Genomic DNA, 26083 nt, shown 5'->3' with positions numbered 1-26083 from the left:
TCATCGGTAGACAGTCCTGACAAGTCAATGAATTGCTCGTCAATTGAGTACACCGATATTGGGCCGGTATGGGCCTGCATGGTGGACACAACCCGTCGCGACATCTAGCCAAACAGGGCATAGGCCGAGCTAAGCAGCACTGTCTGTCGACGGACATCAGGGGAGAGCTGGAAGGCGGGCAAGCCATTAGGCACGCCAAGGGCTTTCAATTCATTTGACCTAGCGACGAGGCATCCCTCGTTCGAGGATAGGACACCGACAGGGCGCCCGCGCAGCTCGGGCATGAAAACGCGAAAACAGCTGACGTAAAAGTTATTGCAATCACAGTGGCCAATCATCACACACCTCTACGACGATGCGTATGGACGTTGTGAGTGACGACACCCCATGTCTCGCAATCGGTTCCAATGAGAGCGATCGGATGGTAGGCCGGGTTACCTGGCAATAGCGCTGGCTGACCATGCCATTTGCCAAGCTGCTTGCAAGTAAGCTCGCCATCCAGACACACCACGATAATGTCTCCGTCCACTGGCTCCAGCGAGCGATCGACAATGAGCAAGTCCCCATCGTAGATGCCGCATCCCTCCATGCTGTCCCCCTTCGCACGGCAGAAATAGCTGGCGCTTGGGCGAGGTATCAGGTGCTCGGTAAGGTCGAGGATGCGATCGACCTCAGCCTCGGCATGGATCGGAAAGCCAGCCCTGACCTCGCCGGCCATCAGGGGGAGGGGATACCGCGAGCTTTCGGAGGACAAGCCCAGGATGGCAATGTGTCCGGCCAGTTGGCCGCTTCCGTTAGCGGTTCCTTCAAATCGTGGTGTGCAAACCATGAGGCAACTCCTTGTACTGTACAGTCATACTGTATCGAAGGAAATCCAGCCCCACTGCAAGCCAATGAACCTTCCCGAGAACCGAATGAGTATTCACCTTACGCAAAATGTGGCCTCACGCGGAAGAGAAATAGTGATTTTATCTAGCCGCTAATGGAAAACCCGCCATCAACGGGTAAGGCAACGCCTGTAACGAAATCAGAAGCAGAGCTGGCCAAGAAAACTGCGACACCGGCAAAATCACTGGGTAGGCCCCATCGCTTAGCAGGGGTTCGATCGATAACACGCTGATGTAAATCTTTCACCTGGGAGCGTGTCTCTCTTGTCATCTCCGTATCTACCCATCCTGGCAAAATAGCATTTACTTGAATATTCTTATCAGCCCAAGCTGCGGCAAAAGATCGACCCATCTGTACAATACCTCCCTTGCTAGCGCCATAAGGCACGCTTAAAGGCATTCCAAAAATAGATAACATCGAGCCTATATTAATAATTTTACCACCACCTACTTCAACCATATAAGGGTATACGTGATGAGAGCAATAAAACGCACCAGAGAGATTGACATCAATTACGCTACGCCATTCATCAACAGAATATTCCTCAGGGGGTTTGCGGATAGCAATACCAGCATTATTCACGAGTATATCAATACGACCAAACTCTTCTGCCACAACAGCAAGCATCGCTTTACATGAAAGCTCATCTGCTACGTCAACCTCAATCCCCAACACCCGCCCCCCTAGTCGAGAGAGTCTTTCAACAGCTGATTTATTCTTATCTTTCTGACGTCCCGCTATCACAACCGTAGCTCCGTATGAATGCAGCGCAGAAGCAATACCGAACCCTAGGCCTCCATTCCCACCAGTAATAACAGCAACACGACCTTCCAAGCTGAAAATATTCATAGATTACTCCTGTATCAGGGCGAAGCAATGGAAGATTTATCATGGCCTATAACGAGTTAGCCCTATCCCACCAGCTATCATCGCAGCAGAAACAAAGCGCCAAACACCAAAGCCCTCTTTAAGAATGAAAGTAGAAATAAGAGCAGCGAAAAGCACGCTGGTTTCTCTCAAAGCTGAAACCATACCAAGCGGTGCATATGCCATAGCCCAGATAACTATCCAATACGCTCCAACCTGCATGCCACCACCAATGCTTACCGAAACGATATTATTGCGAATCACCTCTAAGATTAATTTGTGCTTCCATGTCATAGCAATAATAAAAGTTAGCAAGCCGTTACCTATAGTCAATAAAACAGCAAATCCGAACGCTGAACCAGCTTGACGTGCACCAATTCCATCAACGAGGGTATAGGACGCAATAAAAAAACCAGTGCCTAAGGCGGTAAAAATTGCTCGCGGGTTCTGGGTAATCCCGGTTTTAGCATCGAGTGCTAGAGCCATGACGCCAACGGAAAGGAGTAAAATGCCAATTAAAATTGGAAAGCTTAATGCTTCGGAAGCAAACAAAGCTGCGCCTAATGTAACGAGTAATGGCGCCGAACCACGAGCAATGGGATACACTTGCCCATAATCCCCAAATTTGTAAGCCAAAGGAAGGGAAAAATGATAGGCAGTATGTATTAAGATTGCCACACATAAAAGTGGCCAGCTTTCAGGGGAGGGGATAGTAACGAAAGGTAAGGCAACAAGGGAAAACAAACTGCCCATAAAGGTTATTAACGCCATAACTGCAATTTTGTCTCCACCTACCTTTACAAGGGCATTCCAGCCAGCATTTAGCATGGCAGCAAACAACACTACAAAGGTTATCTCGATTTCCATTTAATATCCTCATGAAAATACATGCTCGTTAGCTTGGTTTAAGTATAGCAGGTGCTAGCCAGGCACTTTGTTGTGTAATGCTATAAAATCTTTAGCTTGCATCGCTGCACGTCCTACAAGCGCCCCATCAACGTTAGCGATCGATAAGATCTCTTCAGCGTTGTCTGGGTTGACAGAGCCACCGTAAAGAAGTCGAACAGAGTTAGCTGGCGAGCCCAGCAACCCAACAAGTTCGTTTCGTATAAAAGAGTGTGTCGAGGCTATATCCTCACGCGTAGGGGTCAACCCTGTACCAATCGCCCAGATTGGCTCATAGGCTATTACGAAGCTTTCGGAACCTGCAGCTTCAGGAAGGGAGCCTTTTAGCTGCTTCGATAAAACATCGAGAGTCTTTCCGGCTCTGCTATCTTCTAATGTTTCGCCGATGCAGATCACAGGCACCAGACCTGCTCGCCATGCGGCCTCAACCTTACTATTAACAATGATGTCCGTTTCGCCATGATCAATGCGGCGTTCTGAGTGGCCAACAATCACGTAGGTAGCCCCGGCATCCTTTAGCATTTCAGCGGAAATATCACCGGTGTGAGGACCAAATACCTTTATGGCACAATCTTGGGCGCCGATACGGACAGGCGAATTGGTTAGACATTCGCTTGCTTGATAAATAAGTGTTGCTGGCACAAAAATAATGGCCTCGGCCTCCGATGGATGTTTTTTTAAGCCTTGCCCAATAGCAGACAGCTCAGACAGCGAACTCATGAGCCCGTGCATTTTCCAATTACCAGCGATCAATGGAGTGATATTAGGAGTCATGTTTTCTTTTCCTTATTTGATCTTTCGAAGAAAAATAACAAAAGCAACAAGTAAGCTTATATCAAGCTCCCCCAGATCGAGTGACAAAGGACCTAACCTTAGAAACTATTCGATCCGCGATTGCATGTTGCGATTGACGTGTCTGCGCGCCTACATGAGGGGTAAGTACAACGTTAGGAAGAGATAGCAAAGGGTCATGCATTAGCGAATACTCATTATAATGTACATCAAGGCCCGCAGAAGCCAATGTTCCATTTTTCAAAGCCTGGAGCAAATCATCATGTGCAACAATTGAGGCGCGAGCGGTATTAATCAGAATGGCTCCTGGCTTCAACATTGATATCTCCTTTCTTCCAATAAGATCTACGGTGCCTGGGGTCAGGGGCAAATGAATAGAAACAACACTACACACCTTAAACAAGTCATTAAGAGACCTGCATGGCTTAATATTATAGCTTGAGAGCTGTTCGGCCTTGAGCCCAGCTTCTATAGACCTGTCCCATGCGTAAACGTCTGCGCCAAGAGCACGGACCATCTTTCCAAAGGCCTTTCCTATACATCCGAACCCTACTATGCCGACCTGGCGAGACGCTATTGTATCGGTAACTAGTTGAGATTTTATATCCCAGTTTCCTTGGCGAACTGCAGTATTAAACGTAGGAATCTGGCGCAAGCTAGAGAACAGCAGTGCCAAGGCTAAATCGGCGACGCTCTCTTCAGAGCCACCAGTGGCGACAACATCAATTTTACGAGCTGCCGCAGCTTGTAAGTCGATCGTATCTAAGCCAGAGCCGGCTTTTATAATTAACTTCAAACTAGGCGCCTGATTTAAGAAACTAGAATCAACCACGAGCTTTCCCCGGGTGACAAGAATAACCGCATCAATTAGCTTACCAGTGCCGATAGCATCATCGAGGCTGAATGTTTCTAAATATTTCGCCAAACGCTCATGAAGATCATGATGGAATTGACCACTAAGTGCGATCAGCATAACACCCTCACAATTGTCATATTTATAAAATAGCCTGATCGCTTCTTCCCATTGCTTTGTTAACGTCAAGTTCCAGGCGAGTCATTGCAAAAAGTGCATCAAGTGTTTCTGGAATAACAATAGATTCCATGTGAACGCCAGCCGAAAGGACAACATTTTCTCCAAAGGTTTGAACACTTTCTTGCCATATGATTAAATCAGGACAATCATTTCTTTTATGGCCACGTCCGACATCACGCAGATCAGTTAAACCACCTCGACCCTCTATCACCTTTATTCGAGGGGAACTCCTCAGAACATCTAGTATTTCATATCTACTGTGGATGCCCTTGAGGTTGGCGAACATGCTTATAAGGTGTCCACAGTTTACGGGAGCATACGTAGCTTGCGTATGTACTTCTAAGTCAGGCCAAAACAATTTAGCGTCACTGCTATGATGAGATACGCCCATAGAAGGCAATATGTTGTTAACATAACCTTTAAGGCTTTTATCTGGATCAGCTGCGGACCTAGTAAGAACAGCTCTAACTGATTGAACAGTGAAAGAAGATGAAAGTGAATGAATAATACGGACCAGGCCAGTCGTATTACAACTGAGTATTCGCACTGACGGCGCAGATATAGCTTCATTGTAACCATGGCCATAACAATAATTGCAAGCAGCCAAAGCAGATGACTCACCACCTTGGTAGATCATCCTTAGGTTATAATTATTATAGACATTTGAATAGACAGCACCAGTGCCTCTCGGAGTACAGTCTAATACATAATCGCTAGAGGATAGAAGATCTGCAGCATCCCCAGCCACTACGCCTTCTAGGCTGGTGTTATCATTAGAATCTGTGCAATAAACTGGAATCCCTGCTTGTATTATCGGAATCAAAGCTGGAGTTAAACGCCTAACCCCTACACCAGTCAGCTCAAATTCAGGTATACCTTTGACTGTCTCAGCCAGGCGTTTGCCGATGGTCCCCATACCAAGCAAAGCAATTCTTGGCTTAGATATAGAAAGCGAATTATGCCTATTCATGGTTGACCTCGCAAAGGGGTTTTCAGGGACTCATGAAGGATCTCATATCTAGTCTCTCTTTGTAGATCAGGCTGGTAATATGTGCCGATTTGATAGGCTAAGACAAAAGCGACAACAGCATCTGTAACTGCCAACCAAACATTAAATTCCTTATCCGTAGCGCAGATATTATCGGCCTTGCCTAACAAAACTATGTCGGGAAAGTATGCATCACTCCAGCCACAGTCCCTTGCAAACTCTGAAAGAGTGGCAGTATCAGCTATCTTCAACATGGCAGGCGGATTTACCATCTTGCTTGGAACAACACTTCTTCGAGCAAAGCTATCTACTTCAGGTTTTCGGTTACGGGAACCGATTATATTGACCAACCAGCAGCGCGTATGGCTTATTGAAACACAAGATAAGGCCCAAGCATCTCGCAGCCAGTCTGATTGAGGCGTGATGTTAGAAAATATTACGCTATCAATAGCGCCTATTTTAACAGGTGATAGATAGCTTCCGACTGGGGCAAGAACCACAGCATGCCCAGATGCGCCCGGGTATGCATTTTCAATAGCCAGTAGAGCAGCTTCCCAAGTGGTTGGCAATTGCACATTTAAGCATGGCAGCTCGCTCTTTAATTCGACAATATTCCTCTCCACATCGTGAACTACCTTAACTTCAAACCCATCCACCTCCAAAGCTGCACTGTTATTAGCTTCAGATAATATGATCGCCGGCCAACCAGCCTTGCAACTATATTCGACTCCCTTAACACTAATCGCCATAGCTACGTTCATTTGTCAACTCGCTGAGTTATAGGCATGATTTTCTGAAGCATAATTTGCGATCACAGCTTCCGCGAAGCCACTCGTACTCAGGGTTCCTCCCATTTCATGCGTTCGTGTATTCTTGTTCCGAAGAGTGCAATCTATAGCCTGCTCAATCTGCTCTGCAGCGTATACGAGATCAGTGCGGTGATGCTTCCTCCCTAACCATTCGAGCAGCATTGCCGCTGAAAGGATCAAACCTGACGGATTAGCTATATTATTTCCAGCAATATCTGGCGCCGAGCCATGGGAAGCCTGAGCCATGGCTAGTTTATGTGAGCAATTTAGAGAAGGTGCGCTCCCGAGGCCCCCACTTAATTCAGCCGCCTCATTGGAAAGTATATCTCCGAACATGTTAGTAGTTAGTATTACGTCAAACTGCTCAGGATTTCGCACCAGTAGCGCTGCGGCAGCATCTACTAGCACCTCGGACGAAGCTACGTCTGGGTAAGATTGAGACACTTCCCTTACAGTCCTGAGAAACAGGCCATCTGATAATTTTAGTACATTTGCCTTATGTACAATCGTTACGTGCTTCCTTCTTAGCTGAGCTAATCTATAAGCGGCGGTGGCAATGTCACGGGTAGCATCTGCAGTTATTTTACGCAAAGCAAACGCTGAATTAGCATCTGGCATAAATTCGCCATTTCCGCTATGCATAGAGCGGCTTGCATAAAATCCTTCAGTATTTTCACGCACTATTACTAAATCAATGTTATTATATGTTTTATTCGTATTGCGAAGCTTGCTCGGCCGATAGTTAGCAAAAAGATGGAGGCGATTTCGAAATTCCGCCGAAGGGTTCAAGCCACCTTCATCACGGCTTGGATATTCGTAGGTAGAGAGTGGCGCCAGTATAATTCCTTCGACCTCGCGAGCCCTCTTCATGACATCGTTTGGTAGAGTCGTACCCGTTTTTTCATACGCTTTGAGTCCTACCTCTCTTATATCAAAGGTGAGACCCAGACAATCGAAATTAGAAACGTGGTTTAAAACTGATAAGGTTGCCTTCGTAATTTCTGGGCCTATCCCATCACCCGGAAGAACCAATATATCCATTTTAGCCTCCAGCGCTGCAGATACGATATTGTCATTTGTATGAAATGACGATTAGGCGTCTGTAGATTGTTTTTCCCTTGCTAGAGCTGCATCGTAACCAACCAGACTGAAAATATCACCGACCGAGCTGCAGATACCATCTGCTTCAAAAGAACGATCATTTTCTAGGATTCTTTTGCAAACTTTCTTCATTGCAAAATGCGATGCTCTTAGCATATGGTTAGCGTGTATTACAATATTGGCACCATGCTCAAATAGGTCCTGGGCTCTTATTTTGTTGTAGGTAGTAGGCACACATATAATTGGTTCTTTGTGGCCCGCGCTTCTAAATCTGGTAATGAACTCTATAATATCATCGCCATCCTTTGATTTAGAATGAATCATTACTCCATGCGCACCATTACGCAGGTATATTTCGGCTCTCTCCAGTGCATCGTCTACGGTACGTCCAGCTATTAAGCTTTCAAGCCGTGCAAAAATCATAAAGGTGTCGGATAGCAATGCAGAGCGCGCACGTCTAATTTTTGCGCCAAAAGCATTTGGCTCTTCAAGGACGTGCCGCGAATCTAATGACAGGCTATTCCGCTTAGGGTGTTGTTTGTCTTCAATTACTACTGCGCTGACCCCTAATGATTCTAACCTAGTGCACAAATACTCAAAACTTGTTGTTTCTCCACCCGTATCACCGTCCACAATAATCGGCTTCATAGACGCTTGGCAAACTTCGTCTATTAACTCGAGTCTTCTCTCCAGCACGTACATTTCCATATCAGGCAACCCTCTGGATGCAGACCCAGTTAAACTTGAAATCCAGAGAGCGTCAAAATTTGGCGAGGATCCTTCAATTGCGTAGTTTGTCGCTTCACTACACACAAGCGCTGAAAGCCCGTTATGCACTTCTATACATCTCACATGGCCTTTTTCATCTAATTGTTTTTTGAGTTTACCCCGACGGCTATCTGGCAAGGTCCTATATTGTAGACACATGTTGCACACCTTTAATTAGATAAAATTATTGTCGGCTTAGTTGCCAGTCGCTTTTCGAGCATCGCAAGAAGCCCGCCCTGTTCTACCATTTCCAGCATTTTCTCTGGAGGTGGCTGAAAATTTATGGTTTCACTATTACCGGCGATTTCACCCTTTATCAAGTCGAGGTTTACAGTTTCCTTTTCAGCAAAGGATGGGCTAGGAATCTCGAGCGCAATCAGCCCAAGATTCCATGCGTTGCGAAAGAAGATCCTTCCAAAGCTTGGCGCTATCACAGCTATCACACCGGCAGCTAGAAGTGAACTCACTGCCTGTTCCCTTGAGCTACCTATACCAAACGTATCACTGCAGCAGATAACGTCTCGCTCCTGAAGAGTCACAGCAAACCCCGGTATCGCGTTTTCAAATACATGTTTAGCAAGTTCTTTTGCATCGGTATACATGTGTTTGTATCTACCCGGGATAATGTCATCTGTTGATATGGTCTGCTCAATTCTACGCACCCGTAAATTTAATATTTCTTTCATGAGACTAGTTCCGTACTATTTGGTATTTCCCCTTTTATAGCGGTATGCGCAGCTACCAAAGGAGATGCCAAGAAGATTTCTGCTTCGGGATTTCCCATCCTGCCTAGAAAATTTCGATTCATAGTAGATAAAACTCTATCACCGGAAGCAGGTATGCTTCCTTGTGTTCCCAGGCAGGCACTGCAACCAGGAGGCGAAATAATCGCTCCGGCTCGCATTAACGTAGCGATATAGCCTTTTTCCAGAGCCTCAAGATATACTTTTTGTGATCCCGGAGTGACTAGGCAGTGTACTTTTTGGCGCACCTTACCCTGTGCGAGTACGGAAGCAGCTTCTGCTATGTCCTCCAAACGCCCGTTTGTACAAGTTCCAATAAATACGTAGTTAATCTTTAATCCAGCGCACTCATCTAGGGGAACACTGTTTCCAGGTGAATTTGGCTTTGAAATCATCGGTGGTAAACCCTCGATATTGAACCTATGTAATCGAGGATCCCCATCTTCTGGCTTATGTAGGGAAACCATACCATTCGGTCGATCCTTGCCTTGAGGCAGAAACGAACATTTGGCGCCCATCTCAACCCCTAGGTTGGCCACACTTGCGCATGAATCCAGGCTTAAATCCTCCGCCCATGGTCCCACCCACTCGATGGATTTGTACATGAAAGGGTACTGGCCAAGTTCCGCTAGTACATGCATGACCACATCCCGTGCTCGTGCGCTTGCTGCGGGTCTACCTTTAATATCTAGCCAGACTGTTCCTGGGACCTTTAACCAAGTTTCCCCTGTAACCATGGCAGCCGCACAATCTGATGCTCCCATACCAAGTGCAAGGCACTGCGTTGCTCCGCCTGTACATGTATGCGAATCGGAACCTATAACAATTGTTCCAGGCTCATACCATCCTTGCTCAAGAGCCACCACATGGCTTATTCCCTCTCCAGCCCTAAAGACCTGTACTCCGAGCGATTCTGCAAATTCCTCTGCTTCACGGAGTCGGGCAGCAATGTGTTTGTCTGGAGACAACACCGAATGATCAAAAAACACCCCTACGTGTTCTTGATCAAACACATCCGAAAACCCGTGTTTTTTGAACAATTTGCTTATGGTTGGGGAGTTTCCGTCTTGGAGATAGACGCGATCCACACGAGCGGTGACTAGCTCACCTTCATGTATGCTGTCTCGGTCCGCATGCTTGGCAATGACCTCCTCGACGAATGGTGAGTTCATTTTGTTGCCTCCGCCTTCTGGTCCAGTTCCCGATATAAGCTCAGAAGCTGTGCTGGCTCAATTTGCGAACCCTGTCGAGTTGACTCAGTGCGTACTCTAGCAAGGCAGGCAGACAGCACTTCTTCTCTAATGGTGATACTATTCTGCTCAAGCACACTGCGTAACGTTGCACGGCCTGAATGCTTACCGATCACATAGCGTCTCTTATTTCCTACCTCTTCGGGTGTGAACGGCTCAAAGGTGGAAGTATCCTTCAACATTCCGTTAACATGTATACCCGATTCATGCGCAAATACATTATCTCCTACAACAGGTTGCCAAGCTGGGATAGGCTGTTTGCTGGCTACTGCTACTTGTTCGGACAGCTCCTTGAGCTTCGTGGTGTCCATTCCTAAGTCACGCCCATATAGATGTTTCAGTGCTAGGACCATTTGAGCCATGTCGGGCATCCCGGCTCGCTCACCCATTGCATTAACGCAAACATGAAAGTAACGTGCGCCAGCACGAAGGCCGGAAATCGTGTTAGCAACTGCAAGCCCGAAATCATTATGGCAATGGCATTGAGTATCTATAGAAGAGACTTGTCCTACTGCATCAACGCGCCTGGCATACTCTTCTGGCCCTAAAATTCCGATGGTATCTGATAACCGCAGACGGTCTGCTCCTGCTTCAGTTATTGCTATTGCATACTCCTGCAAGAAGGGTATTTCCGTTCGGCCTACGTCTTCTGCGCTAATCGATACAAAAACGCCTCTATCCTTGGCATATTTAATAAGGTCTGAGACCTTCTCAATGAGCCATACTCTATCTTTACCAATACTCCCTTTTAAGTGGTTAGTAGAAGTTGGCAGGCCTATGTGAACAGCCTTGAAACCCAAGTCTATCGAGAATGCTATGTCTTCCTTGATACCCCTGTTCCATCCAATCAGTGTTACTTCATCCCTCCGTTCGAGCATTTCTTTCAGGGTTTCTACCTCCTCACCACCCATTGCAGGTATGCCAGGCTCGATCCACTTTACTCCAGCCTCGATAAGTTTATTGAATAACTGAAGTTTTACCTCTTTTGAAAATGCTACCCCTGGTGCCTGCTCACCATCTCGGAGGCTAGTGTCTTCTAATATAATATCGTGACGCATCATGGCATAATTCCTCTGTACCTTAAGTTGTCATTTTTTCGTCATGCAGTTCTGAGTTTTAGCACAGCCACATCGGTACGCCACTGTCCTTTCAGACAGTGGCGTATCTAAAATGGCTTACCTAGGCTCGTGCTTGGCAATAGTCAAAATATGGAAAAACTTACTTTTTTGTTTTAAACAACACCACGCCGGCACCTACTCACTTCTATAAAGAATGATAGGTTATCGGTTTACTTAAGACCTAATATGAGGTATTACCTGTGCTTGCCAGACAACAATTAGAGTCGTTTTCTGTCCATACGAGCCACTACAACGATCTTGATGAGTCGACTCTCAAGCAACTTTATAAATTAAGGAAGCACGTCTTTATCGATCGCTTGAAATGGAATATTGTAAGTTATAATGGTGGGAATTCAGAGAAAGACGAATATGACAACTCAGACTCATACTATATTTATACTATGAGCGATGGCATTTTAAGTGGTTGTGTTAGGCTTCGCTCGTCCTCTAAGGCCACGCTTTTTACTGGTGCCTTAAGCTATGTTCGGCCAAGCTATTTAGAACCCTCCATATCGGCTGTAACTTGGGAGGCTAGCAGGTTTTGCCTTAAAAAGTATTCAGCGAGTAATTCATCCCCTCATAGAAACAGGTTTGGGATCGATCTCCGCACAATTTCAATATTCAAAAGTATGGTTGAGTTTGGCATTAATAATGAAATCTCTCAATATGAAGCAGCTATAGTTCCTGCAATGAGTAGGGTTTTGAGGCAATCTGGTTGGGAACACCGAATGCTTAACAAGGATGTAGCAGCCTTCGGCGAGCCTATACTCTATGTCTTATTACCCTGTACCGAAGCCATACATAGTAAGTTGTCCTATGAAATGTATTAACCTATGCAACTTATATTTCGTTATTTTTAATAGCTGCAGTTAGTGCCTGTCTTACATTGCATGCATTTAGCTTTGTGGCTGAGACGTTAATATGATATTTAACCGTTCTCTCTGTTATCCCTAATATCATGCCAACTTCGGCATATGTCTTTCCCATTGAAGCCCAGTACAAGCACTCACTCTCCCTTTCTGTGAGTATTTTATTTTTCGTTGGCATCATATAATTTGGTCTATACATATGCGAGAGATGGGCTAAATATATGAAAGTTTCCAACTCTCGTTCGACCAGCGTTTTTACTTTATCATGGTCACTTGGCGCTGCAAAGTTAACCAATCCAAAGGAGACCCCTGGTTCATGTATCGGTATTGAATAGCCTTGTTCTATTCCATAAGCACTTGATTCTTTAAAGATAGCGTCCTGATACAGATGATGCTCCGTCCAGCAAAAAGGTATCGAGCTTCGCGATGCGGTTTTTATTACAGGGTCCTTTTGATATAAATTGCTTTGGCGATATTTCTCGACCCATTCGTGAGGATAGTTACCTTCGATAACAGCCTTGCTGTGCTGGGTTTCATGTCGATATATGCAAACATAGCTAAAATAAGGGATGCTGAGCTTTGCGAAGGCCCATGAAAGCACCTCCGAATACCAGCTACAATCATCTCTTGAAAGAGTGTTTTTAACCTCCTGCAGGATGGCTTCTTTATCCTTAATCATTTTAATCCCTTATTGTTTGATTGTTTTAGGGTTTGTCTAAAATAACTCTAGTTGCGTTCAACTTTGCAAATAATCTCTGACTACAAAAATCTAGCGCGATTTGAGCCTTTCATCTGTAAGTTAACTACGTCTCGCCCTGCTCAACTATTTAACAATGTCCCTGTCGTTCGGTAATTCAGGCTATTTCCCAAGCCACCCTAGAACATTTACTGGCGATCACCTAGCCACATCGGAGGTACATGTTATGCATATCTAAAGGAAGTCTAGCGTGTCTCATGGCTTCCATCCAATGAATCCACCATCAAGTGTTCCAATTGAAGTGCGCAGGGCATGCCTACTCAGCGCAGTCTGGTAAGCTCGAGCATGGCCGCGTGTATGCATTTGGCGCGTTCGCCATCAATGTGCCAATTGTTAGGCTTTCATTCTTTCATATAGGCTATACCGCCGCTTGTAATTACCGAAGACGGGGAGCTACATGGAACCTAAATTTTGTTCCGTAAGCCAGGCAACATGGCCATGTCCATACACGGCTCGCCAAACCAGACTTTAAACAGGCCCAAGATGACGACACCGGACTCCAAGCAACTCTCTGACCACGCCAGGCAGGCACACGAAAAAGTTGATGCCTTTGAGCCCCGCAAGATTGAGATACAAGACCGCGGCCTACCTGCTCTCCAGCGCTTGGCCGCCAATGCCTTGGGATATACCCACCAGCCACACCATATCCGACGCATACTGCTGGCCACCTATAACGGGGAAGCCTGGCCCCTCGATTTGACCCGGCTACGTAGGCTGGATGCTGACCTCATCGCTGATGCGCTTACGGTCATCGAATGGTCGACCTATGCCGATGCTGAGCTGTTTGAGTATCTGCCTGACGGCGACCGCTTCATGCAGCAGCTCGCCGACATTGAACGAGAGCCCTAGCCGCATATGTCCCATACAAGCCCTACCCCCTCCCTTTCCAGGAGACAGCTACCGAGCATCTTCAGGTAGTGCGGCATCGCTTGGCGCCAGCTCATGACATACAGCGCAAAAATTCCCTACGGGCTTCGCCAGGACCGGCTGGTACATATCAGCCAGTTGACCCCGGCCGAACGCGGTGATCGTTGCGGCTGTGTCTGCCCAGAGTGCAGAACGCAGCTGATCGCCAAGATGGGCAAGATCGTTCGCCACTACTTCGCACACGCCCCGGGCATACGCCCATGCGCTGGCGGGGCTGAAACGGGCATACACCTGGCAGCGAAACAGCTGATCGCTGATCGTAAGGAAGCGCCCATCCCCCTGCTTCTAGCGCAGATCGAGGGAATGGATACCGATGGCTACAAGCACACCGAATCCAAGGTTATTTTTCCCGGCTGCGATCGGCAATCCGTGGATGACGCGAAGCTCGAGTTCAGCCTGGGTGACATCCGCCCTGATTTGATCGTGACCCTGGGCCAGGTAGAGATCCTGGTTGAGGTGGCCGTCACCCATTACATCGACGCCGAAAAACTGCAGCGACTCGAAAGCCGTGGCCTGCGCTGCATCGAAATCGACCTGGGGGATATACCGCGTGACCTGATCCCAGCTGACCTCGAGGAGCATGTCTTTAACTACCACCGGGCCTAATGGATCGTGAATCCCAAGATCCACGCAGAGCAGGAGAAACTGCGCCCCAGGCTCCAGCAGCAGATCGAGCGGGCCAACAACCGAATCGCTCAGGCAAAGGCTGCCCGGGAGCGCGAGGAACAGCGCCAGCGCGAACGCTATGCCCAGAGGGAGGCCTACTTTCAGGCACAAGCTGAGAAGCAAGCCGAGCAGAAGCGCCAATGGGAGGTGGAGCAGCGGCTGGCGCGAGAAAAGGCTCGAAAAGAGGCTGATGCCCGACAACGAGAGGCCGAGGCAACTCGCCAGCGGGAAGCCAAGGCAAGGGCCGAGGCCGAACGGAAACGGCGACAGGAATCCTGGGCTGACGAGCGCCAGCAACTCGACTTGGAAAGCATGCGCCAGCTTGCCAGGGAACTATCAGCGGCCTGCCAGCGTATCGAAAGCCACCTGGCCACGGCGCCAGCGTCATCACGGCTCTGCCTACCACTGGCACGGCGCCATGTCCAAAGAGACATCTACAGGATGGACCTGGAGCCCATCCCTGCCGCGATCGAGACACGCACCGAGTACGACTGGATGTTCGGGGTGCCTGCCCGGGAGTGGAAACTAGCGGCCTTCCTGGGGGCGGTTTATACCCGGGAGAACCTTCAACGACAGACCTGGATCGCCATCCAAGACATCGAGCGCTGCCTCGTTGAATTCGGATACCGGCCTGTCGTCGCACTTCACCGCGCCGAGCAGTTGCTGACTACGGCTCGATACTACCAAGTGCTTGAAGACGACCCCGCGATCACTGCACTTGGGCAGCTGCCACGGCCGCTGGCTGCGATCGCAGAATTCGTTGCGGAATTGGACAATTTCAACATGATCCAGCTGCGGGCAGCCGAGCTGGATGAGCTTACGCTGACCCTCAAGCCTGCCGCCAGCTGGCGCTTACGCGAATAGCCGGCTCAAAGGCCGGCTACGGAGCTGGAAGTGGGGTGCTCAGGCAGAAAGGAATTGAGATTCAGCTTTGGCCTCGGCGTCCGTATAGACCTTGATTAGAGCACCGTCAGCGATTGCTTTGCCCTCGAGCGCATCCTTGACCAGGCAATACTCGGTGAACACTTGCCTAATGAGCTGACCGGCATCAGCCAGCTCGTCATCGATGTGGGTATCAGCATCCAGGGCATCCCAGTGCAGACCTTCTGACATCCCAGTGAGCATATCCTCGGCAGTGGTTTCCCGCGGGTCAGAGTCTTGGGCGATGAAATCGCTCACCACCAGCTCGATGAGGTGTTGGCGCTTATCTGATCCGGTCATGCTTGAGTATTCAGTCATTGGCTTACCCTGGTCTCGATATGTTCGGTGGCAACGTGGCGACCTACCAACCTGCCGCTTAGGTTATGCCTCCATTGTAGTGTGCAATGCACACTTTTTGCAATGCATTTAAGCGCACACCGGCAATCAGTCCTTGTCGAGCTACCAGCGATCGGCAGCTCGCGGTGTGTTATTCGACAATCCCTCGATTGGCAGTTATTTCTTACATTAACAGCTCAATGCGGCCCACCAGGGGGAGGGGATATGTGTAGTCGATACGAGGCGCCTGATGCCGATCAGCTGATGCATGCCTTTGGCGTTGCGCCAGATCAGGGGATGCAAAGCGAACTCTGGCCAGGGTACATCGGCCCATTTCTCCGAGCGCCCCAGGCAAGCGATCCCGATGACGAGGCCGCTCCCTCTGTGGAGGCACTGACTGGGATGTTTGGCCTACTGCCGTTTTGGGCAAAGGACACCAAGCTGGCGCGGAGAACCTACAATGCGCGATCGGAAACGGCCGATAGCAAGCCGTCATTCCGTTCTGCGTGGCGCCAGGGGCAGCACTGCATTATCCCCGCGACGTCGATCTACGAGCCCGATTGGCGCTCTGGGAAGGCGGTCCCGACTCGAATTACTCGGGCAGATGGTGGCCTCATGAGTATTGCCGGTCTATGGGAGAAATGGACCAACCCAGACGGTGAGACTGTGCATAGTTACTCGATGCTCACGGTAAACGCCGACGTTCATCCCCTGATGCGAAACTACCACCGTCAGGGGAGCGAGAAGAGGATGGTGGTTGTCTTGCCGAACGGGGCGCTCAAGGACTGGCTGACAGCGCCAGCGGCAGAGAGCAAGGCGTTCATGCGGCAGTATCCAGCGGATCGACTGCAGGCTGAGCCCAGGCCCTAAGGGCTTGGCTTGATACTCAAGGGCTCAGCAATGCTGGCATGTTTAGCGGGTAATAGTTCAGGTCATGGCTTAAAGAGCTTGATTGTAAAGATTAGACAAAAACCGCTCAATAGTCTTGATAGTTGAGTCTATATAATTCATCTCGACCTTGATCTGGTTGTTCCAACCATAACCGAGGTCAGGAGTATTGTTTACAATGTTCTCTATAGTCGAAGGGGGGGTAGTGCTTTTCACATATCCCTCTTCGTGAACAATCTGGTTTCTCAGTTTATTCAAATCACTAATAGCGCTCCAAAGAGCGTTCATGCCGCCAGAACTGAAGTCTACGCTGACCATTTTTTCTAGGTACATTTTAGACCGAACAACCCCTTCACCTCTCAGGTCAGTCACCGCGATCGGCAAGCTGTTCTTCTTATCAACTCGCTTACACAGTTGGTGCATCTGCCTTTCAAGGAATGAGTAAAGAGATACGAGGGTCGACTTCCTAAATGTGTCAATGAAAGTATTTTCTATCTCGTGTATATCGTCGGATATAAACTCGATTATATCGTTGTATTCGTCCTCATCCTGACCGTAGTTATCTGGCGACAAGTCATAAGATTCGACAATCGCTCGTTTGTCACTTTGGAACTTGGCATCCAGCTCCTCCGTGTACTTTCTAAAGCCTTCAAGCCTTGCGACACAGGCGTCAATCAAAATACTTTTCATCATACTGCTGGATACTCCCCATTCTAAAAAATCGCGTGCTGCTTCCTCCCGATTATCAGCCTACCCCACCCAGGGCGTAATCGAAGTGATGGCATAAACCGAGCGCTCCGGCACACCTTCGGAGGTGTCGACACGTTCAATTTCCTGCCCCTCTGCTAAGGGCCGGTCAAGGAAGTCGATAAAAGTCTCAGTGGAATCGCCGTGACTCCACTCTGCCTGGTAGCAACGGCAGCCCTTGTTCACGTCTGTGAGCAGGAGAGGGTAGAGAGTCAATAACTCGCCAAGGTCGCTACGTTCCTTTGAATAGCCATATATCTCTTCTGTCTGCAGTCGACCATCTTGGTTCACGACTGCCACCAGGCGCATCACGCACTTGCGATCGGCCGTGTACTCAAGGTCGATCTGAATTGCCCTGTTGCCTGTAGTCATAGATGTCTCCGAGGGCATCTCATTCAACTCCATGTCTGTCAGCCTTAGCTCTTCGCCTTAGGAATCTTTACCCCATCCAGCTTGTAGTGCTCACCTAGCTCAATGGCGCGGCGCACCGACTCCAATACGGGTTTGCGCACAGCACGGTAGCGGGTCGAGCCAGGCGAGGCGAACCAACCCTTCACCGTCTCCACGCTGTACCCAGTCAGGGTGGCCACATGGGTCTGGTTCAAGCCATGCCTCTCCATAAGCTGACGGAGGGCTTCATTCGTTGGTGTCTCGGAAGTGCTCATGAATGTCTCTCTATATATCGCCACAGGCTAATGCCAGCAGCGCTAGTTCTTGGATGACGCTTACTAGGCCTCTAAGCCCCAACAGCGTCTAGCGCGATCCCTGGCACTCTCTCGGTCGAACGTATCAGGTAGAGCAGGGCAGCTGTCCTGGTTGAAGTGCGCAAGCAGATCGCCAAACAGCGAGGAGTCACGCAAGTCGAGGTCGATACCCACCAGCACATCGACCGCTTGGTGTATCTCCACGACAGACCAGGGCTCCAGTTGGGCAATGAACTCATTGTCACGAATCAGCCGCTGGATCTCTGGATGCTCCTTGATTGTCTCGAGCTGCACGGTTGACGCCATGAGGCCTCCGTTTTCATAGGTACTGTTGACAGTTTAATGTGCAATGCACACCAATTCAATACTAACCAATCGTCAAACAGCGCAAACCATAGCCCATGTAGGCAAGGGTAGAGTATGCCCCGAGCAATCTACCGCAGCCCAATCGATTATTAAAAAAGTGTTCTTTGCACACTATTATGAGGTTGCTTAGTCAACGACGCCTTATTGGGAGCCAAAATGTCCATTTACTTCATTCCACTCTTCTCGCTACCAACAATCATTGAAGGGCCTGGTGACTATCTCACTCGCGGCGGGGAGCGGGTTACTATTGAACGCACTTCAGCACGGCATGACTTGAACTGTGTGGGGCACTATTCGGAATGCGGTACAGCTGAGCGGTGGCATAAAACGGGCCGCATTATGGCGACCTCCGAGACTCGTAACGACATCGTAAAGCGCCTCTAAACGCTAACCAATGGTCAGGTATCAACCATGAACAGCCATAGCATATACCCACCGCTTAATTCGCCTGCAGTCCTGCCGGAAACCCTGAAGCGTGGCCTACAGGTTCAAACACGCTATTTCTATGCGGACAGCGCGCCTGGCAATAAAGCCACAGTAGTCCGCCACTGGAGCACTCCTGCAGGCATCCAGGTCCGCTGTAACTTTGGGAAAGACCTAGGGGGGAATAGCCTGCTGAAAACCATGCCGATCGACGCCCTATCCCTGGGAACGCCCGCATCAACTGACCAAAGAAAAAAAGGAACCGAATAGATGACCACCAAGAAGCACACCAAAAACATGCCTGACAGCAAAAAAACATTTGCGGAAACGGTAATGCCTCTCATGACTCACTTTTTGTTCTACATCACTTTATTTGCCATTTTAGTGGTGTTTTTTGTCTTCACTATAAACCCCAAGGCCTCTTTGCTTTCTGGCGCGACTATGTTGTCTATCCTCCTTCCCGCTTATCAAACCGTTAACGATAGCGGCTGGGACAAGGGGTTTCGCGAATTGCCAAAAGCCAAGCGTTGCAATCTTGTAATGACGATTATTGGCATGGTGGTGACTGCTATTTCATTCCTGGCAGGCACCAGCACTCTGTTCGTTTGCTAGCAAGGGGGAGACATGCTTGCTGAAATTCAACTGGATATGTTGTTCAACGCCGATTTGAACGCGAACGACATGGCAATCATGCGTACTCAGCGGATGATAGCTCTCGGAGGGACTAAGGAAATGGAGCTGGCGCTGGCACGAATCCAGCTTGAGCCCCATGAGGGCCGGTGGATGTGGGCAGTATCGATCAACTCTTCAAACGGCAGCGAGAGCGGATACAGGCCGTTGCCGAAGTGGGGCAAATTTGCCCAGACCCGGGAGGGCGCTCTTGGAATGGCTGCCGATGAATTGCGAGGGCAGCTAGGCCGTCTGACAGATCGAGAGCGGTTGCGTGTCATTGCTTGGTTAGGGAGCATTCTGCCCGCCACCCAATAACGATCGGAAATTAAGACACCGTACAAAGGCCTCCACTTCTGTGCAGCCAGCCATAGCTCTCAGTGTATGTATCCTGGCTAACCAAATTGTTACGCATGCGAAACATCAACGATCTTTGAAAGGCCGGGTGACCCTCTTGCTAGAAGTGGAACCCATAAAGCGCATCATTAAGATCCAGACACGCGCTTTCTATACGGTCAGTGCCCCAGGCAATAAGGCCGAAGTGGTGCACTACTGGCGATCTGCCAACAAAATTGCGGCGTTGAATTTGTCCCAGAGAGACAAGTGGTTACTGACCACTTAGGAAAAAAATAATAGGTATGCTTATCTGCATGATAGCCTGCTACGAAACTAGCGGGGGAGGAGATGCAGATGGAGAGCCTAAAGTTTTCCAATGAAGGCCCAGCGTTCCCAGGCCACTTGGTAAATGCCATGTTCGCTGGTGACGTTGTGTTCCTGTGTGGTGCTGGCATCAGCGCCCCCCAACTCCCCACCTTTAAGGCGTTGGTTGATGAGTGCTTTGCGCGTCTTCGCTTAAACATGAGCGCTTCAGAAAATCAATCTTATAAGGATGGACGGTACGAGGAAGTGCTGGGATCAGCCAGTCGTAGAATTGTCGATCCAGCCGAGTTGGAAAGAACGATCATGGACTTGCTTGGTCCGCAAATTGATCATGATCTTAGCCACCACCACACCATCCTGAAGTTGTCACGCAATCTCAATAACCAACCATTAATCATCACCACAAATTTCGATACATTGCTTGAACAGGCACTATCGGAGCAAGAAGACCCAGAGCAAATAATATCGCTTAGTTTCGCTGGGCAAGATCTCCCGCCACCAGGCAATGCAAATTTTGGTGGGATTATCCACCTTCACGGCCGCATCGAGAATGAAGAGCTCGGGCTCAGTGCGACACCATTAGTTATGACAAGCTCAGATTATGGTGAGGCGTACATGCGTGCTGGATGGGCGTCACGATTCCTCTTTGATCTGTGCCGATGCAAGACAGTCGTCTTGGCTGGGTATCGTGCTGGTGATGCACCAGTAAGATATTTTCTGAATGTGCTTGAAGCTGACCGCCAACGTTTTCCAGACTTGCATAAAGTTTATGCCCTTGAAGCGGTAACCGAGGACAAGAAAGTCGATACTCGCTGGGAGGCCTTGGCAGTAGAACCTATCGCCTATAAATATCATATTGAGCCTGAGACTAAGGCTGAAAATCACAGCGTTCTATGGCGCGATCTTGAAAGGCTTGCAGATGTGATCGAGCGCCCCAGTGTGACACGTCAACAATGGGCACGCGAAATTCTCGGCAAACCCTTTGCTGAAGCCGATCCCCTTGAGCTAGATCGTATAGCTTGGCTGTATCGCGGACATCGCGACCTTTGGTGGGTTGCCATTAAAACGATTGAGGATGCAGATTGGTTCGATTTTTTAGCTGATCGCAAGCTATGGAGTGATGAAGAGGCGCCGCGGATTCTTGCTGCGTGGGTCGCTCTTGATTTCCAATCAGCTGACCGATTTCAGTTGGCGATAGAATGGTTAAGGAAGCTGGGGAAGCCGTTCGCACATGAGATCTCTCGCCGCCTTCAGCAGCCTCAAGCGCTCCCTGAGTTCTGGGTACGTGCGTGGCGTTTGCTATCAATCAGCGAGCCTAGACCGAACAACCAATCCGATGAAGCGATGCCGTCCTTTATGCTCGTACAAGTGCTCCAAAGTGCAGTAGTGCTTAATGACGACTTGGAGCGGGCTGTTAGGCTTCTTAGGCCTGTTCTCGAGCTGAGACCAAAACTCACCAGCTTTTACACTGAACCCGATCCTGAGACACCAGAAAGGATTAATCAGCTAGCCTGGCCATATCTTCGATTGCGAGATGAAGTCGGCGCGGAAAGGCTAATGAATGCTCTTATCGAGTTTCCACAGCCTCAGGTCATTATGTCTATTGCAACCGCACAACTAGCGTCCGTAGCTAGGCTCTCGCTCGACATCGGCGACATCAGCGAAGACTTTGACAGAAGCAGTAGTAACGTACCCTCTATCGAGCCACACCCACAAAATGCTCATCGAGACGGATTGATCTACCTCGTACAACTACTCGCCAGCAAACTCCCTGAAGCGGCTGACGCGGATTGCCTTACTACCCGAAATCTTGTTGACGTGTGGCCAACGATGCCAGGCCAGCTCGGCACCCGACTTTGGCTCCATGCGTTGCGTAACAACAAGTTATTCACTGCAAATGAAGCAATTGAAGGGCTAATGGCTCTTACGCTCGCCGATTTCTGGACGTTGCGCCGCGAACTTGCCCTCGTCTTGCGAGACCGCTCAGCGGATGCCGATGCGGATTCGTTAGCCCTCATAGAACACCGTATTCTGACCGAAGGTCAGAATTACTTCGATCGCTACGAAATAGAGGCAGGGCAAGCCGACTGGCGAGTTCATGCTCTCGATACCGCCGTGTGGCTGCGGCTCAATATGCTAGCCGTTGCTGGCAGACTTTCCGATGCGGGTGCGGCCGAGTTAGAGGAAATTAAGAGGCGGCGCGATTATCTTGCTCGGGAAATCGATGACCAAGATTTTTTTGATTCATACTCATCTGGAGTGCGATTGGTCAAGGGTGACGCTCAGCCGATAATGGACGCTTCAGACACAGATCGAATTGAAATCGCACGCAAAGCTATGCACAGCCAAGACATAGAGCAGCAACTGGGCTGGAGAGCCTATTGCCAAGCCGATCCCCATGGCGCGTACGACACGCTAACGCAAGAAGAACTCGACGAGCCGAATGCCTTACTTTGGAGCGGTTTAATCGAAACCTTGTCTACTGCTAAAGAGGAGAGCGATCAGAGCCGCAATCAACTTGTATCGAGCATTTTTTCAGCTTTAGAGCCAGCAACCAACGAATTCCTCGCGCTAGTTATTAATCCCCTCGCAAACCTTTATGGCAGTGCTCAACGGCGACCTGAGTCTACAGTTATCAAATGGTGGCCGAGGCTATTCGACATTGCAGTGAATAACGATTCGACTCCCTTTGAGTTGGGTAATGATCTCATTGATGAAGCGATCAATTCACCCGGGGGGCGTCTGACAATTGCGGCTTTAAGTGACATCAGTGAACACAAGCAATCAGGCGAGCCAATCAACCTGGAGCTTATTAACGCGATCACCCAAGCTGCTTCAGCCGAGGGCCGACAGGGGGTGATGGCGCGTGCAATACTTGTTGAGAACGCGGCTTTTGTTGACTCGCTTGATGAAGAGCAGATCAACAAACCGCTTGAAATGGCTCTTAGAGGAGATACGAGCGAAGCCGTGGCGTTGCGATCGGTCATGGTAGTGCATGGGCGCCTATCGCGGCCCGCTTATCGAGCGTTCAGCAAGCATATCCTTCGTGGAGTTACTGAGGTCGATAGCCAAGGGAGTGCCCCTACTGTTGCGGCCAGGATTATTTCGCCCGCGCTGTCTATTGTAAGTGGAGATTCAGAGTCTGCGGACTGGGGCATCATGCTAACGGACGTCGCTGAGGCTCTGCGCAGTGGCCCACCAGCGTTGCGCGTGGGTGCCGCAAAATTCCTGAATCAATGGATCACCTATCAGTTCAAGGGAGACCCATCCACAGCATGGCGCAGCTACATAGGGCCATTACTCGCGAAAGTCTGGCCTCGCGAGCGGATGCTGCGTGAGAGGGAGCTAACTCCCCATTTTGCAGACTTGGCCGTAAATTCAGGAGAAGCCTTCCCAGAAGCCCTTAATATGCTGCAGCCTTATCTTGAAATATCTGAAAATCAACATGTCACACATACAATCTCTAAGACGCAAATCCCCGAGAATTTTCCCAGCGAAACGCTGGCTCTACTTTGGAAATTGTTTGGTGTGGGTAGCACCGGAGATCTATATAACGCCCACCAGATATTAGACCGACTCATCGAAGCTCAACCTAATATTGAGGTGGATAGGCGTTTTCAATGGCTAAACCAGCGTACTGTCCGATATGAATGATCAACCACACGCAAAACGGTATTAGGTAAGCCGCCACCAGGACTACACACTGCCGATCCTTCTACCGGCAGGGCAGAACTTAAAATGCCTGCTGGCGCCTTTGGGCCTGAGGGAGGTGGTTCGGATTGAGGTAGGGCGGGGAGACCCGCCTTCCCCTAGCCAGGGAAGGGGACTGAAAGGTATCCGCTACTGGCCTCGCCACAACCAGCAGGCGGCAAGGTTATCAACCATCTGCAATTACGCCTGGGCAGCCTGGCTGGCGCCAGGAGCAAGAAACAACGGCAGATAAAAACGGATTTGAAGCCGCCGATAAGCCGCTGAATGTGGCACAGCTATTTACACTACAACGGTTAGTTCTAGGGCTGTTGTAGTCGAGGAAGTGGCCCTATTAAGACTATGATCACATCACCACTGTGACAGAACCGTATTACCAATAACTTTTATAGCATTTAAGAAATTGATTTTAAACATGTTTGCATCATCATCAAAAAAGACGGTTCCACCACGTAGTGGAATGTTATAAATAGCGCTCTGTGACATTGGAATCTGACACATGTTAGCCGATACCCTGAAAACTCTTGGTCCTTGCTTGAGCACGGACCTGACAGACTACTTAGTAACCCATAAGGGGTTGTCTCAACAGGCGGCGCGTCAGCGCGTAAGCCGAGGTGGCGTGCGGATAAAGCGGCTAGCACATCTTCCTTTCGGCAGAAGGGCAAAATTTCTTTATCACGAAGACGACTTCGCGTCTCCACGGTATTGGGAAAATCTTTATGAAGCTATATTCAAAGCAAACGGACCCTATGCACGCGCCTTAGGGGCCGTTCAGGCACGTGGCGCCGTGCCACTGGAACATTTTAAAGGCGCATGTGGTGCGCCTGTTGCTCAGAGAAAGCAAATCTCCGCAAAAACATTGTTGGATCGTATGATCTCCGCGAACGTTTTAGTCGAGGAAACCTTGCCTGGGCTGGGGCTATGCGTGATGACCAAGGAGACGTATGAACGTTATCAGAACCAATTGGATAAACTAGCGGCTGCTACCCGATCTCGTCTCATCGCAGAGAGCATCTTATTGGATAGTGTTCGAGAATGGCTGCGAAGATTGGCTATGGTGAGTTACAACTCTGTTCGGACACGTGAGTCGGAGATGCCTCGTGTTGGCACCTTTAACTGGGATTTGACTGCTCCAAGCTACCTAACATCCGTAATAACTCGACAGAAGGATGAAGGGATTAAGCCAGGCTACGTAGTATGCGATATATTATTGATCGACCACGCGCAGCTTACACATGTCGAACCTTTCTTGCATAAAGTACGGTCACTAAATGCGCTCAAAAATATCGGGCGGACCATGTTTATTATGGTGGCACATAGCTACGATGAGGATGCATTCAGAGCCTTGCGATCGGCTGGCATTATGCCAGCCACCCCAAAATCTCTATTCGGAGAAGACATTGCCATTGGCTTTCGTGAACTTATTCAAACGCTCAAGAAAGCTGCCAAGGGTGTCGTCGAACCTGTTAAGTTTGATCAACTTTTCTCTACGTTCGGTAAACTTGAAGGTGCTGTCGGCAACATGCGGGGCGCTTTCTTCGAGTTATTAGTGGCCGAGGTGGTACGCAAAACAGCAGCGGGACAAGTTAAGTTGAATAAGATATGCAAGGGTGCAGACGGCGATGCAGAGGTGGACGTTTATCATCTAAACGAAGGTATCACAGCCCAAATGATCGAATGCAAAGGGGTCGCACCCGACACCTTCGTTGACGATGATGCTGTAGGGGTGTGGTTGACTACACGGATTACTCGTGTGCGTCATCATCTTCAAAGACTTGGGTGGTCAGATCCGCTTCCTCGTTTTGAACTTTGGACTAGCGGGGCGTTGTCCACACAGGCTCAGGAGAGGGTGGAAAGGACGCGGCTCGCCAATGCAAAAAAATTCGAACTCTTAGTAGTAGAGGGCGATGCGCTACGTACCTTGGTCAAGGGTTTGAACGATAAAGCATTGCTCAACACATTCGAACAACATTTTTTGCCATAGATGACCACATGAGGATTGCTTGATAAAGATCAGAAAACCTCTTCAAATTCGTAACAAAAATTCAAAGTTGATAACTCTATGAACTCTGCCGGCATCGACACCTGCGCCTTACTTACAATGCTAGGATTGATTGCTGCGGTTTGGGCAGTCGTACCAAGCACGGGAGGGATGACACGCCTTCCCCTGGCCAGGGAA

At 49.1% G+C, this 26083-nt stretch carries 28 protein-coding genes; 9 read left to right on the top strand and 19 right to left on the bottom strand.

The features are described from left to right. Nucleotides 1-104 precede the first annotated feature (104 nt). The 13 genes from U738_RS23640 to U738_RS19405 form a co-directional block, all read right to left on the bottom strand. Nucleotides 105-338, bottom strand: coding sequence for a Y-family DNA polymerase (locus U738_RS23640; protein ID WP_268746299.1), 234 nt, complete (start codon nucleotides 336-338; stop codon nucleotides 105-107). Continuing rightward, nucleotides 338-829, bottom strand: coding sequence for a LexA family protein (locus U738_RS19460; RefSeq protein WP_081899163.1), 492 nt, complete (start codon nucleotides 827-829; stop codon nucleotides 338-340). The genes U738_RS23640 and U738_RS19460 overlap by 1 nt, the downstream gene beginning before the upstream one ends. 143 nt (nucleotides 830-972) lie before the next feature. Further along, a complete protein-coding gene (locus U738_RS19455; RefSeq protein WP_035584362.1) occupies nucleotides 973-1737 on the bottom strand; it encodes an SDR family NAD(P)-dependent oxidoreductase in 765 nt (254 codons plus the stop codon). Nucleotides 1738-1776: 39 nt separating this feature from the next. After that, nucleotides 1777-2622, bottom strand: coding sequence for an EamA family transporter (locus U738_RS19450; RefSeq protein ID WP_035584359.1), 846 nt, complete (start codon nucleotides 2620-2622; stop codon nucleotides 1777-1779). A 54-nt stretch (nucleotides 2623-2676) separates the two neighbouring features. Then, a complete protein-coding gene (gene tpiA, locus U738_RS19445) occupies nucleotides 2677-3435 on the bottom strand; it encodes a triose-phosphate isomerase (RefSeq protein WP_035584355.1) in 759 nt (252 codons plus the stop codon). 61 nt (nucleotides 3436-3496) lie between these two features. Further along, nucleotides 3497-4426 (bottom strand): NAD(P)-dependent oxidoreductase, encoded by a 930-nt coding sequence (locus U738_RS19440; protein ID WP_035584352.1) that lies wholly within the window; start codon nucleotides 4424-4426, stop codon nucleotides 3497-3499. A 22-nt stretch (nucleotides 4427-4448) separates the two neighbouring features. After that, a complete protein-coding gene (locus U738_RS23055; protein ID WP_081899162.1) occupies nucleotides 4449-5456 on the bottom strand; it encodes a type II glyceraldehyde-3-phosphate dehydrogenase in 1008 nt (335 codons plus the stop codon). Further along, complete coding sequence (locus U738_RS19430; protein WP_152561162.1) at nucleotides 5453-6235, bottom strand: hypothetical protein; 783 nt, start codon at nucleotides 6233-6235, stop codon at nucleotides 5453-5455. The genes U738_RS23055 and U738_RS19430 overlap by 4 nt, the downstream gene beginning before the upstream one ends. Nucleotides 6236-6238: 3 nt before the next feature. Next, complete coding sequence (locus U738_RS19425; RefSeq protein ID WP_035584344.1) at nucleotides 6239-7324, bottom strand: isocitrate/isopropylmalate dehydrogenase family protein; 1086 nt, start codon at nucleotides 7322-7324, stop codon at nucleotides 6239-6241. 51 nt (nucleotides 7325-7375) lie between these two features. Then, the gene (locus U738_RS19420; protein WP_050713289.1) at nucleotides 7376-8311 is read right to left on the bottom strand and encodes an isocitrate lyase/phosphoenolpyruvate mutase family protein; all 936 of its coding nucleotides are present in this window, start codon (nucleotides 8309-8311) and stop codon (nucleotides 7376-7378) included. A gap of 11 nt (nucleotides 8312-8322) precedes the next feature. Continuing rightward, nucleotides 8323-8838 (bottom strand): LeuD/DmdB family oxidoreductase small subunit, encoded by a 516-nt coding sequence (locus tag U738_RS19415; protein WP_050713290.1) that lies wholly within the window; start codon nucleotides 8836-8838, stop codon nucleotides 8323-8325. Beyond that, entirely contained in the window at nucleotides 8835-10067 is a 1233-nt protein-coding gene (locus tag U738_RS19410) for a 3-isopropylmalate dehydratase large subunit (protein ID WP_035584342.1), read from the bottom strand. The genes U738_RS19415 and U738_RS19410 overlap by 4 nt, the downstream gene beginning before the upstream one ends. After that, nucleotides 10064-11206: a homocitrate synthase/isopropylmalate synthase family protein gene (locus U738_RS19405; RefSeq protein WP_035584339.1), complete on the bottom strand. Its 1143-nt coding sequence runs from the start codon at nucleotides 11204-11206 to the stop codon at nucleotides 10064-10066. The genes U738_RS19410 and U738_RS19405 overlap by 4 nt, the downstream gene beginning before the upstream one ends. Before the next feature lie 257 nt (nucleotides 11207-11463). Here U738_RS19405 and U738_RS23845 point away from each other — a divergent pair, with 257 nt between their 5' ends. Beyond that, the gene (locus U738_RS23845) at nucleotides 11464-12093 is read left to right on the top strand and encodes an acyl-homoserine-lactone synthase (protein ID WP_035584336.1); all 630 of its coding nucleotides are present in this window, start codon (nucleotides 11464-11466) and stop codon (nucleotides 12091-12093) included. Nucleotides 12094-12103: 10 nt separating this feature from the next. Here U738_RS23845 and U738_RS19395 read toward each other — a convergent pair whose 3' ends face one another. Beyond that, a complete protein-coding gene (locus U738_RS19395; protein WP_035584334.1) occupies nucleotides 12104-12811 on the bottom strand; it encodes a LuxR family transcriptional regulator in 708 nt (235 codons plus the stop codon). Between the two features lie 561 nt (nucleotides 12812-13372). Here U738_RS19395 and U738_RS22740 point away from each other — a divergent pair. The 3 genes from U738_RS22740 (at nucleotide 13373) to U738_RS22735 (ending at nucleotide 15346) form a co-directional block, all read left to right on the top strand. Then, entirely contained in the window at nucleotides 13373-13738 is a 366-nt protein-coding gene (locus tag U738_RS22740) for a DUF7673 family protein (protein ID WP_051912825.1), read from the top strand. A 93-nt stretch (nucleotides 13739-13831) separates the two neighbouring features. Beyond that, nucleotides 13832-14422, top strand: a complete 591-nt coding sequence (locus U738_RS19385; protein ID WP_035584332.1) for a competence protein CoiA family protein — start codon at nucleotides 13832-13834, stop codon at nucleotides 14420-14422. Between the two features lie 6 nt (nucleotides 14423-14428). Beyond that, nucleotides 14429-15346, top strand: a complete 918-nt coding sequence (locus U738_RS22735) for a hypothetical protein (protein WP_051912824.1) — start codon at nucleotides 14429-14431, stop codon at nucleotides 15344-15346. Nucleotides 15347-15385: 39 nt separating this feature from the next. On the opposite strand, the gene U738_RS19375 is transcribed toward U738_RS22735, so the two are convergent. Then, nucleotides 15386-15703, bottom strand: coding sequence for a hypothetical protein (locus U738_RS19375; RefSeq protein WP_035584330.1), 318 nt, complete (start codon nucleotides 15701-15703; stop codon nucleotides 15386-15388). Between the two features lie 120 nt (nucleotides 15704-15823). Here U738_RS19375 and U738_RS19370 point away from each other — a divergent pair, with 120 nt between their 5' ends. Then, nucleotides 15824-16609, top strand: a complete 786-nt coding sequence (locus U738_RS19370; RefSeq protein ID WP_327050270.1) for an SOS response-associated peptidase — start codon at nucleotides 15824-15826, stop codon at nucleotides 16607-16609. 69 nt (nucleotides 16610-16678) lie between these two features. On the opposite strand, the gene U738_RS19365 is transcribed toward U738_RS19370, so the two are convergent. The 4 genes from U738_RS19365 to U738_RS19350 all read right to left on the bottom strand — a co-directional run bounded on the left by U738_RS19365 (nucleotide 16679) and on the right by U738_RS19350 (nucleotide 18384). Next, the gene (locus tag U738_RS19365) at nucleotides 16679-17320 is read right to left on the bottom strand and encodes a hypothetical protein (protein ID WP_035584326.1); all 642 of its coding nucleotides are present in this window, start codon (nucleotides 17318-17320) and stop codon (nucleotides 16679-16681) included. Between the two features lie 57 nt (nucleotides 17321-17377). Beyond that, a complete protein-coding gene (locus tag U738_RS19360) occupies nucleotides 17378-17746 on the bottom strand; it encodes a hypothetical protein (protein ID WP_152561161.1) in 369 nt (122 codons plus the stop codon). A 44-nt stretch (nucleotides 17747-17790) separates the two neighbouring features. After that, nucleotides 17791-18039 carry a helix-turn-helix domain-containing protein gene (locus U738_RS19355; protein ID WP_035584320.1) on the bottom strand — a complete coding sequence of 83 codons (249 nt, stop codon included), beginning with the start codon at nucleotides 18037-18039 and terminating at the stop codon, nucleotides 17791-17793. Nucleotides 18040-18102: 63 nt separating this feature from the next. Beyond that, nucleotides 18103-18384 (bottom strand): hypothetical protein, encoded by a 282-nt coding sequence (locus U738_RS19350; RefSeq protein WP_035584318.1) that lies wholly within the window; start codon nucleotides 18382-18384, stop codon nucleotides 18103-18105. Between the two features lie 753 nt (nucleotides 18385-19137). Here U738_RS19350 and U738_RS19340 point away from each other — a divergent pair. The 4 genes from U738_RS19340 to U738_RS19320 all read left to right on the top strand — a co-directional run bounded on the left by U738_RS19340 (nucleotide 19138) and on the right by U738_RS19320 (nucleotide 25888). Continuing rightward, entirely contained in the window at nucleotides 19138-19479 is a 342-nt protein-coding gene (locus U738_RS19340; protein WP_035584315.1) for a hypothetical protein, read from the top strand. Nucleotides 19480-19491: 12 nt separating this feature from the next. Continuing rightward, complete coding sequence (locus U738_RS19335) at nucleotides 19492-19854, top strand: hypothetical protein (protein WP_035584312.1); 363 nt, start codon at nucleotides 19492-19494, stop codon at nucleotides 19852-19854. Between the two features lie 372 nt (nucleotides 19855-20226). Next, nucleotides 20227-23850, top strand: coding sequence for an SIR2 family protein (locus U738_RS19325; RefSeq protein ID WP_035584305.1), 3624 nt, complete (start codon nucleotides 20227-20229; stop codon nucleotides 23848-23850). Nucleotides 23851-24403: 553 nt separating this feature from the next. Next, nucleotides 24404-25888, top strand: coding sequence for a hypothetical protein (locus tag U738_RS19320; RefSeq protein WP_035584302.1), 1485 nt, complete (start codon nucleotides 24404-24406; stop codon nucleotides 25886-25888). The last annotated feature ends 195 nt before the right edge of the window (nucleotides 25889-26083 follow it).

It is taken from the genome of Halomonas sp. TG39a (assembly GCF_000744395.1).
Lineage (GTDB): Bacteria > Pseudomonadota > Gammaproteobacteria > Pseudomonadales > Halomonadaceae > Vreelandella > Vreelandella ventosae_B.
This window is presented reverse-complemented; position numbering and strand designations above follow the sequence as displayed.

Excerpts from the sequence above, each read along its gene's own strand:
- tpiA (WP_035584355.1), bottom strand. The coding sequence starts at position 3,435 with ATGACTCCTAATATCACTCCATTGATCGCTGGTAATTGGAAAATGCAC.
- U738_RS19360 (WP_152561161.1), bottom strand. The coding sequence starts at position 17,746 with ATGACTACAGGCAACAGGGCAATTCAGATCGACCTTGAGTACACGGCC.
- U738_RS19450 (WP_035584359.1), bottom strand. The coding sequence starts at position 2,622 with ATGGAAATCGAGATAACCTTTGTAGTGTTGTTTGCTGCCATGCTAAAT.
- U738_RS19350 (WP_035584318.1), bottom strand. The coding sequence starts at position 18,384 with ATGGCGTCAACCGTGCAGCTCGAGACAATCAAGGAGCATCCAGAGATC.
- U738_RS19440 (WP_035584352.1), bottom strand. The coding sequence starts at position 4,426 with ATGCTGATCGCACTTAGTGGTCAATTCCATCATGATCTTCATGAGCGT.
- U738_RS19455 (WP_035584362.1), bottom strand. The coding sequence starts at position 1,737 with ATGAATATTTTCAGCTTGGAAGGTCGTGTTGCTGTTATTACTGGTGGG.
- U738_RS19405 (WP_035584339.1), bottom strand. The coding sequence starts at position 11,206 with ATGATGCGTCACGATATTATATTAGAAGACACTAGCCTCCGAGATGGT.
- U738_RS19340 (WP_035584315.1), top strand. The coding sequence starts at position 19,138 with ATGACCACCAAGAAGCACACCAAAAACATGCCTGACAGCAAAAAAACA.
- U738_RS19325 (WP_035584305.1), top strand. The coding sequence starts at position 20,227 with ATGGAGAGCCTAAAGTTTTCCAATGAAGGCCCAGCGTTCCCAGGCCAC.
- U738_RS19335 (WP_035584312.1), top strand. The coding sequence starts at position 19,492 with ATGCTTGCTGAAATTCAACTGGATATGTTGTTCAACGCCGATTTGAAC.
- U738_RS23055 (WP_081899162.1), bottom strand. The coding sequence starts at position 5,456 with ATGAATAGGCATAATTCGCTTTCTATATCTAAGCCAAGAATTGCTTTG.
- U738_RS22740 (WP_051912825.1), top strand. The coding sequence starts at position 13,373 with ATGACGACACCGGACTCCAAGCAACTCTCTGACCACGCCAGGCAGGCA.
- U738_RS19430 (WP_152561162.1), bottom strand. The coding sequence starts at position 6,235 with ATGAACGTAGCTATGGCGATTAGTGTTAAGGGAGTCGAATATAGTTGC.
- U738_RS19355 (WP_035584320.1), bottom strand. The coding sequence starts at position 18,039 with ATGAGCACTTCCGAGACACCAACGAATGAAGCCCTCCGTCAGCTTATG.
- U738_RS19410 (WP_035584342.1), bottom strand. The coding sequence starts at position 10,067 with ATGAACTCACCATTCGTCGAGGAGGTCATTGCCAAGCATGCGGACCGA.
- U738_RS19415 (WP_050713290.1), bottom strand. The coding sequence starts at position 8,838 with ATGAAAGAAATATTAAATTTACGGGTGCGTAGAATTGAGCAGACCATA.
- U738_RS23640 (WP_268746299.1), bottom strand. The coding sequence starts at position 338 with ATGATTGGCCACTGTGATTGCAATAACTTTTACGTCAGCTGTTTTCGC.
- U738_RS19375 (WP_035584330.1), bottom strand. The coding sequence starts at position 15,703 with ATGACCGGATCAGATAAGCGCCAACACCTCATCGAGCTGGTGGTGAGC.
- U738_RS19385 (WP_035584332.1), top strand. The coding sequence starts at position 13,832 with ATGACATACAGCGCAAAAATTCCCTACGGGCTTCGCCAGGACCGGCTG.
- U738_RS19425 (WP_035584344.1), bottom strand. The coding sequence starts at position 7,324 with ATGGATATATTGGTTCTTCCGGGTGATGGGATAGGCCCAGAAATTACG.
- U738_RS19420 (WP_050713289.1), bottom strand. The coding sequence starts at position 8,311 with ATGTGTCTACAATATAGGACCTTGCCAGATAGCCGTCGGGGTAAACTC.
- U738_RS19370 (WP_327050270.1), top strand. The coding sequence starts at position 15,824 with ATGCATTTAAGCGCACACCGGCAATCAGTCCTTGTCGAGCTACCAGCG.
- U738_RS19365 (WP_035584326.1), bottom strand. The coding sequence starts at position 17,320 with ATGATGAAAAGTATTTTGATTGACGCCTGTGTCGCAAGGCTTGAAGGC.
- U738_RS19320 (WP_035584302.1), top strand. The coding sequence starts at position 24,404 with ATGTTAGCCGATACCCTGAAAACTCTTGGTCCTTGCTTGAGCACGGAC.
- U738_RS19395 (WP_035584334.1), bottom strand. The coding sequence starts at position 12,811 with ATGATTAAGGATAAAGAAGCCATCCTGCAGGAGGTTAAAAACACTCTT.
- U738_RS19460 (WP_081899163.1), bottom strand. The coding sequence starts at position 829 with ATGGTTTGCACACCACGATTTGAAGGAACCGCTAACGGAAGCGGCCAA.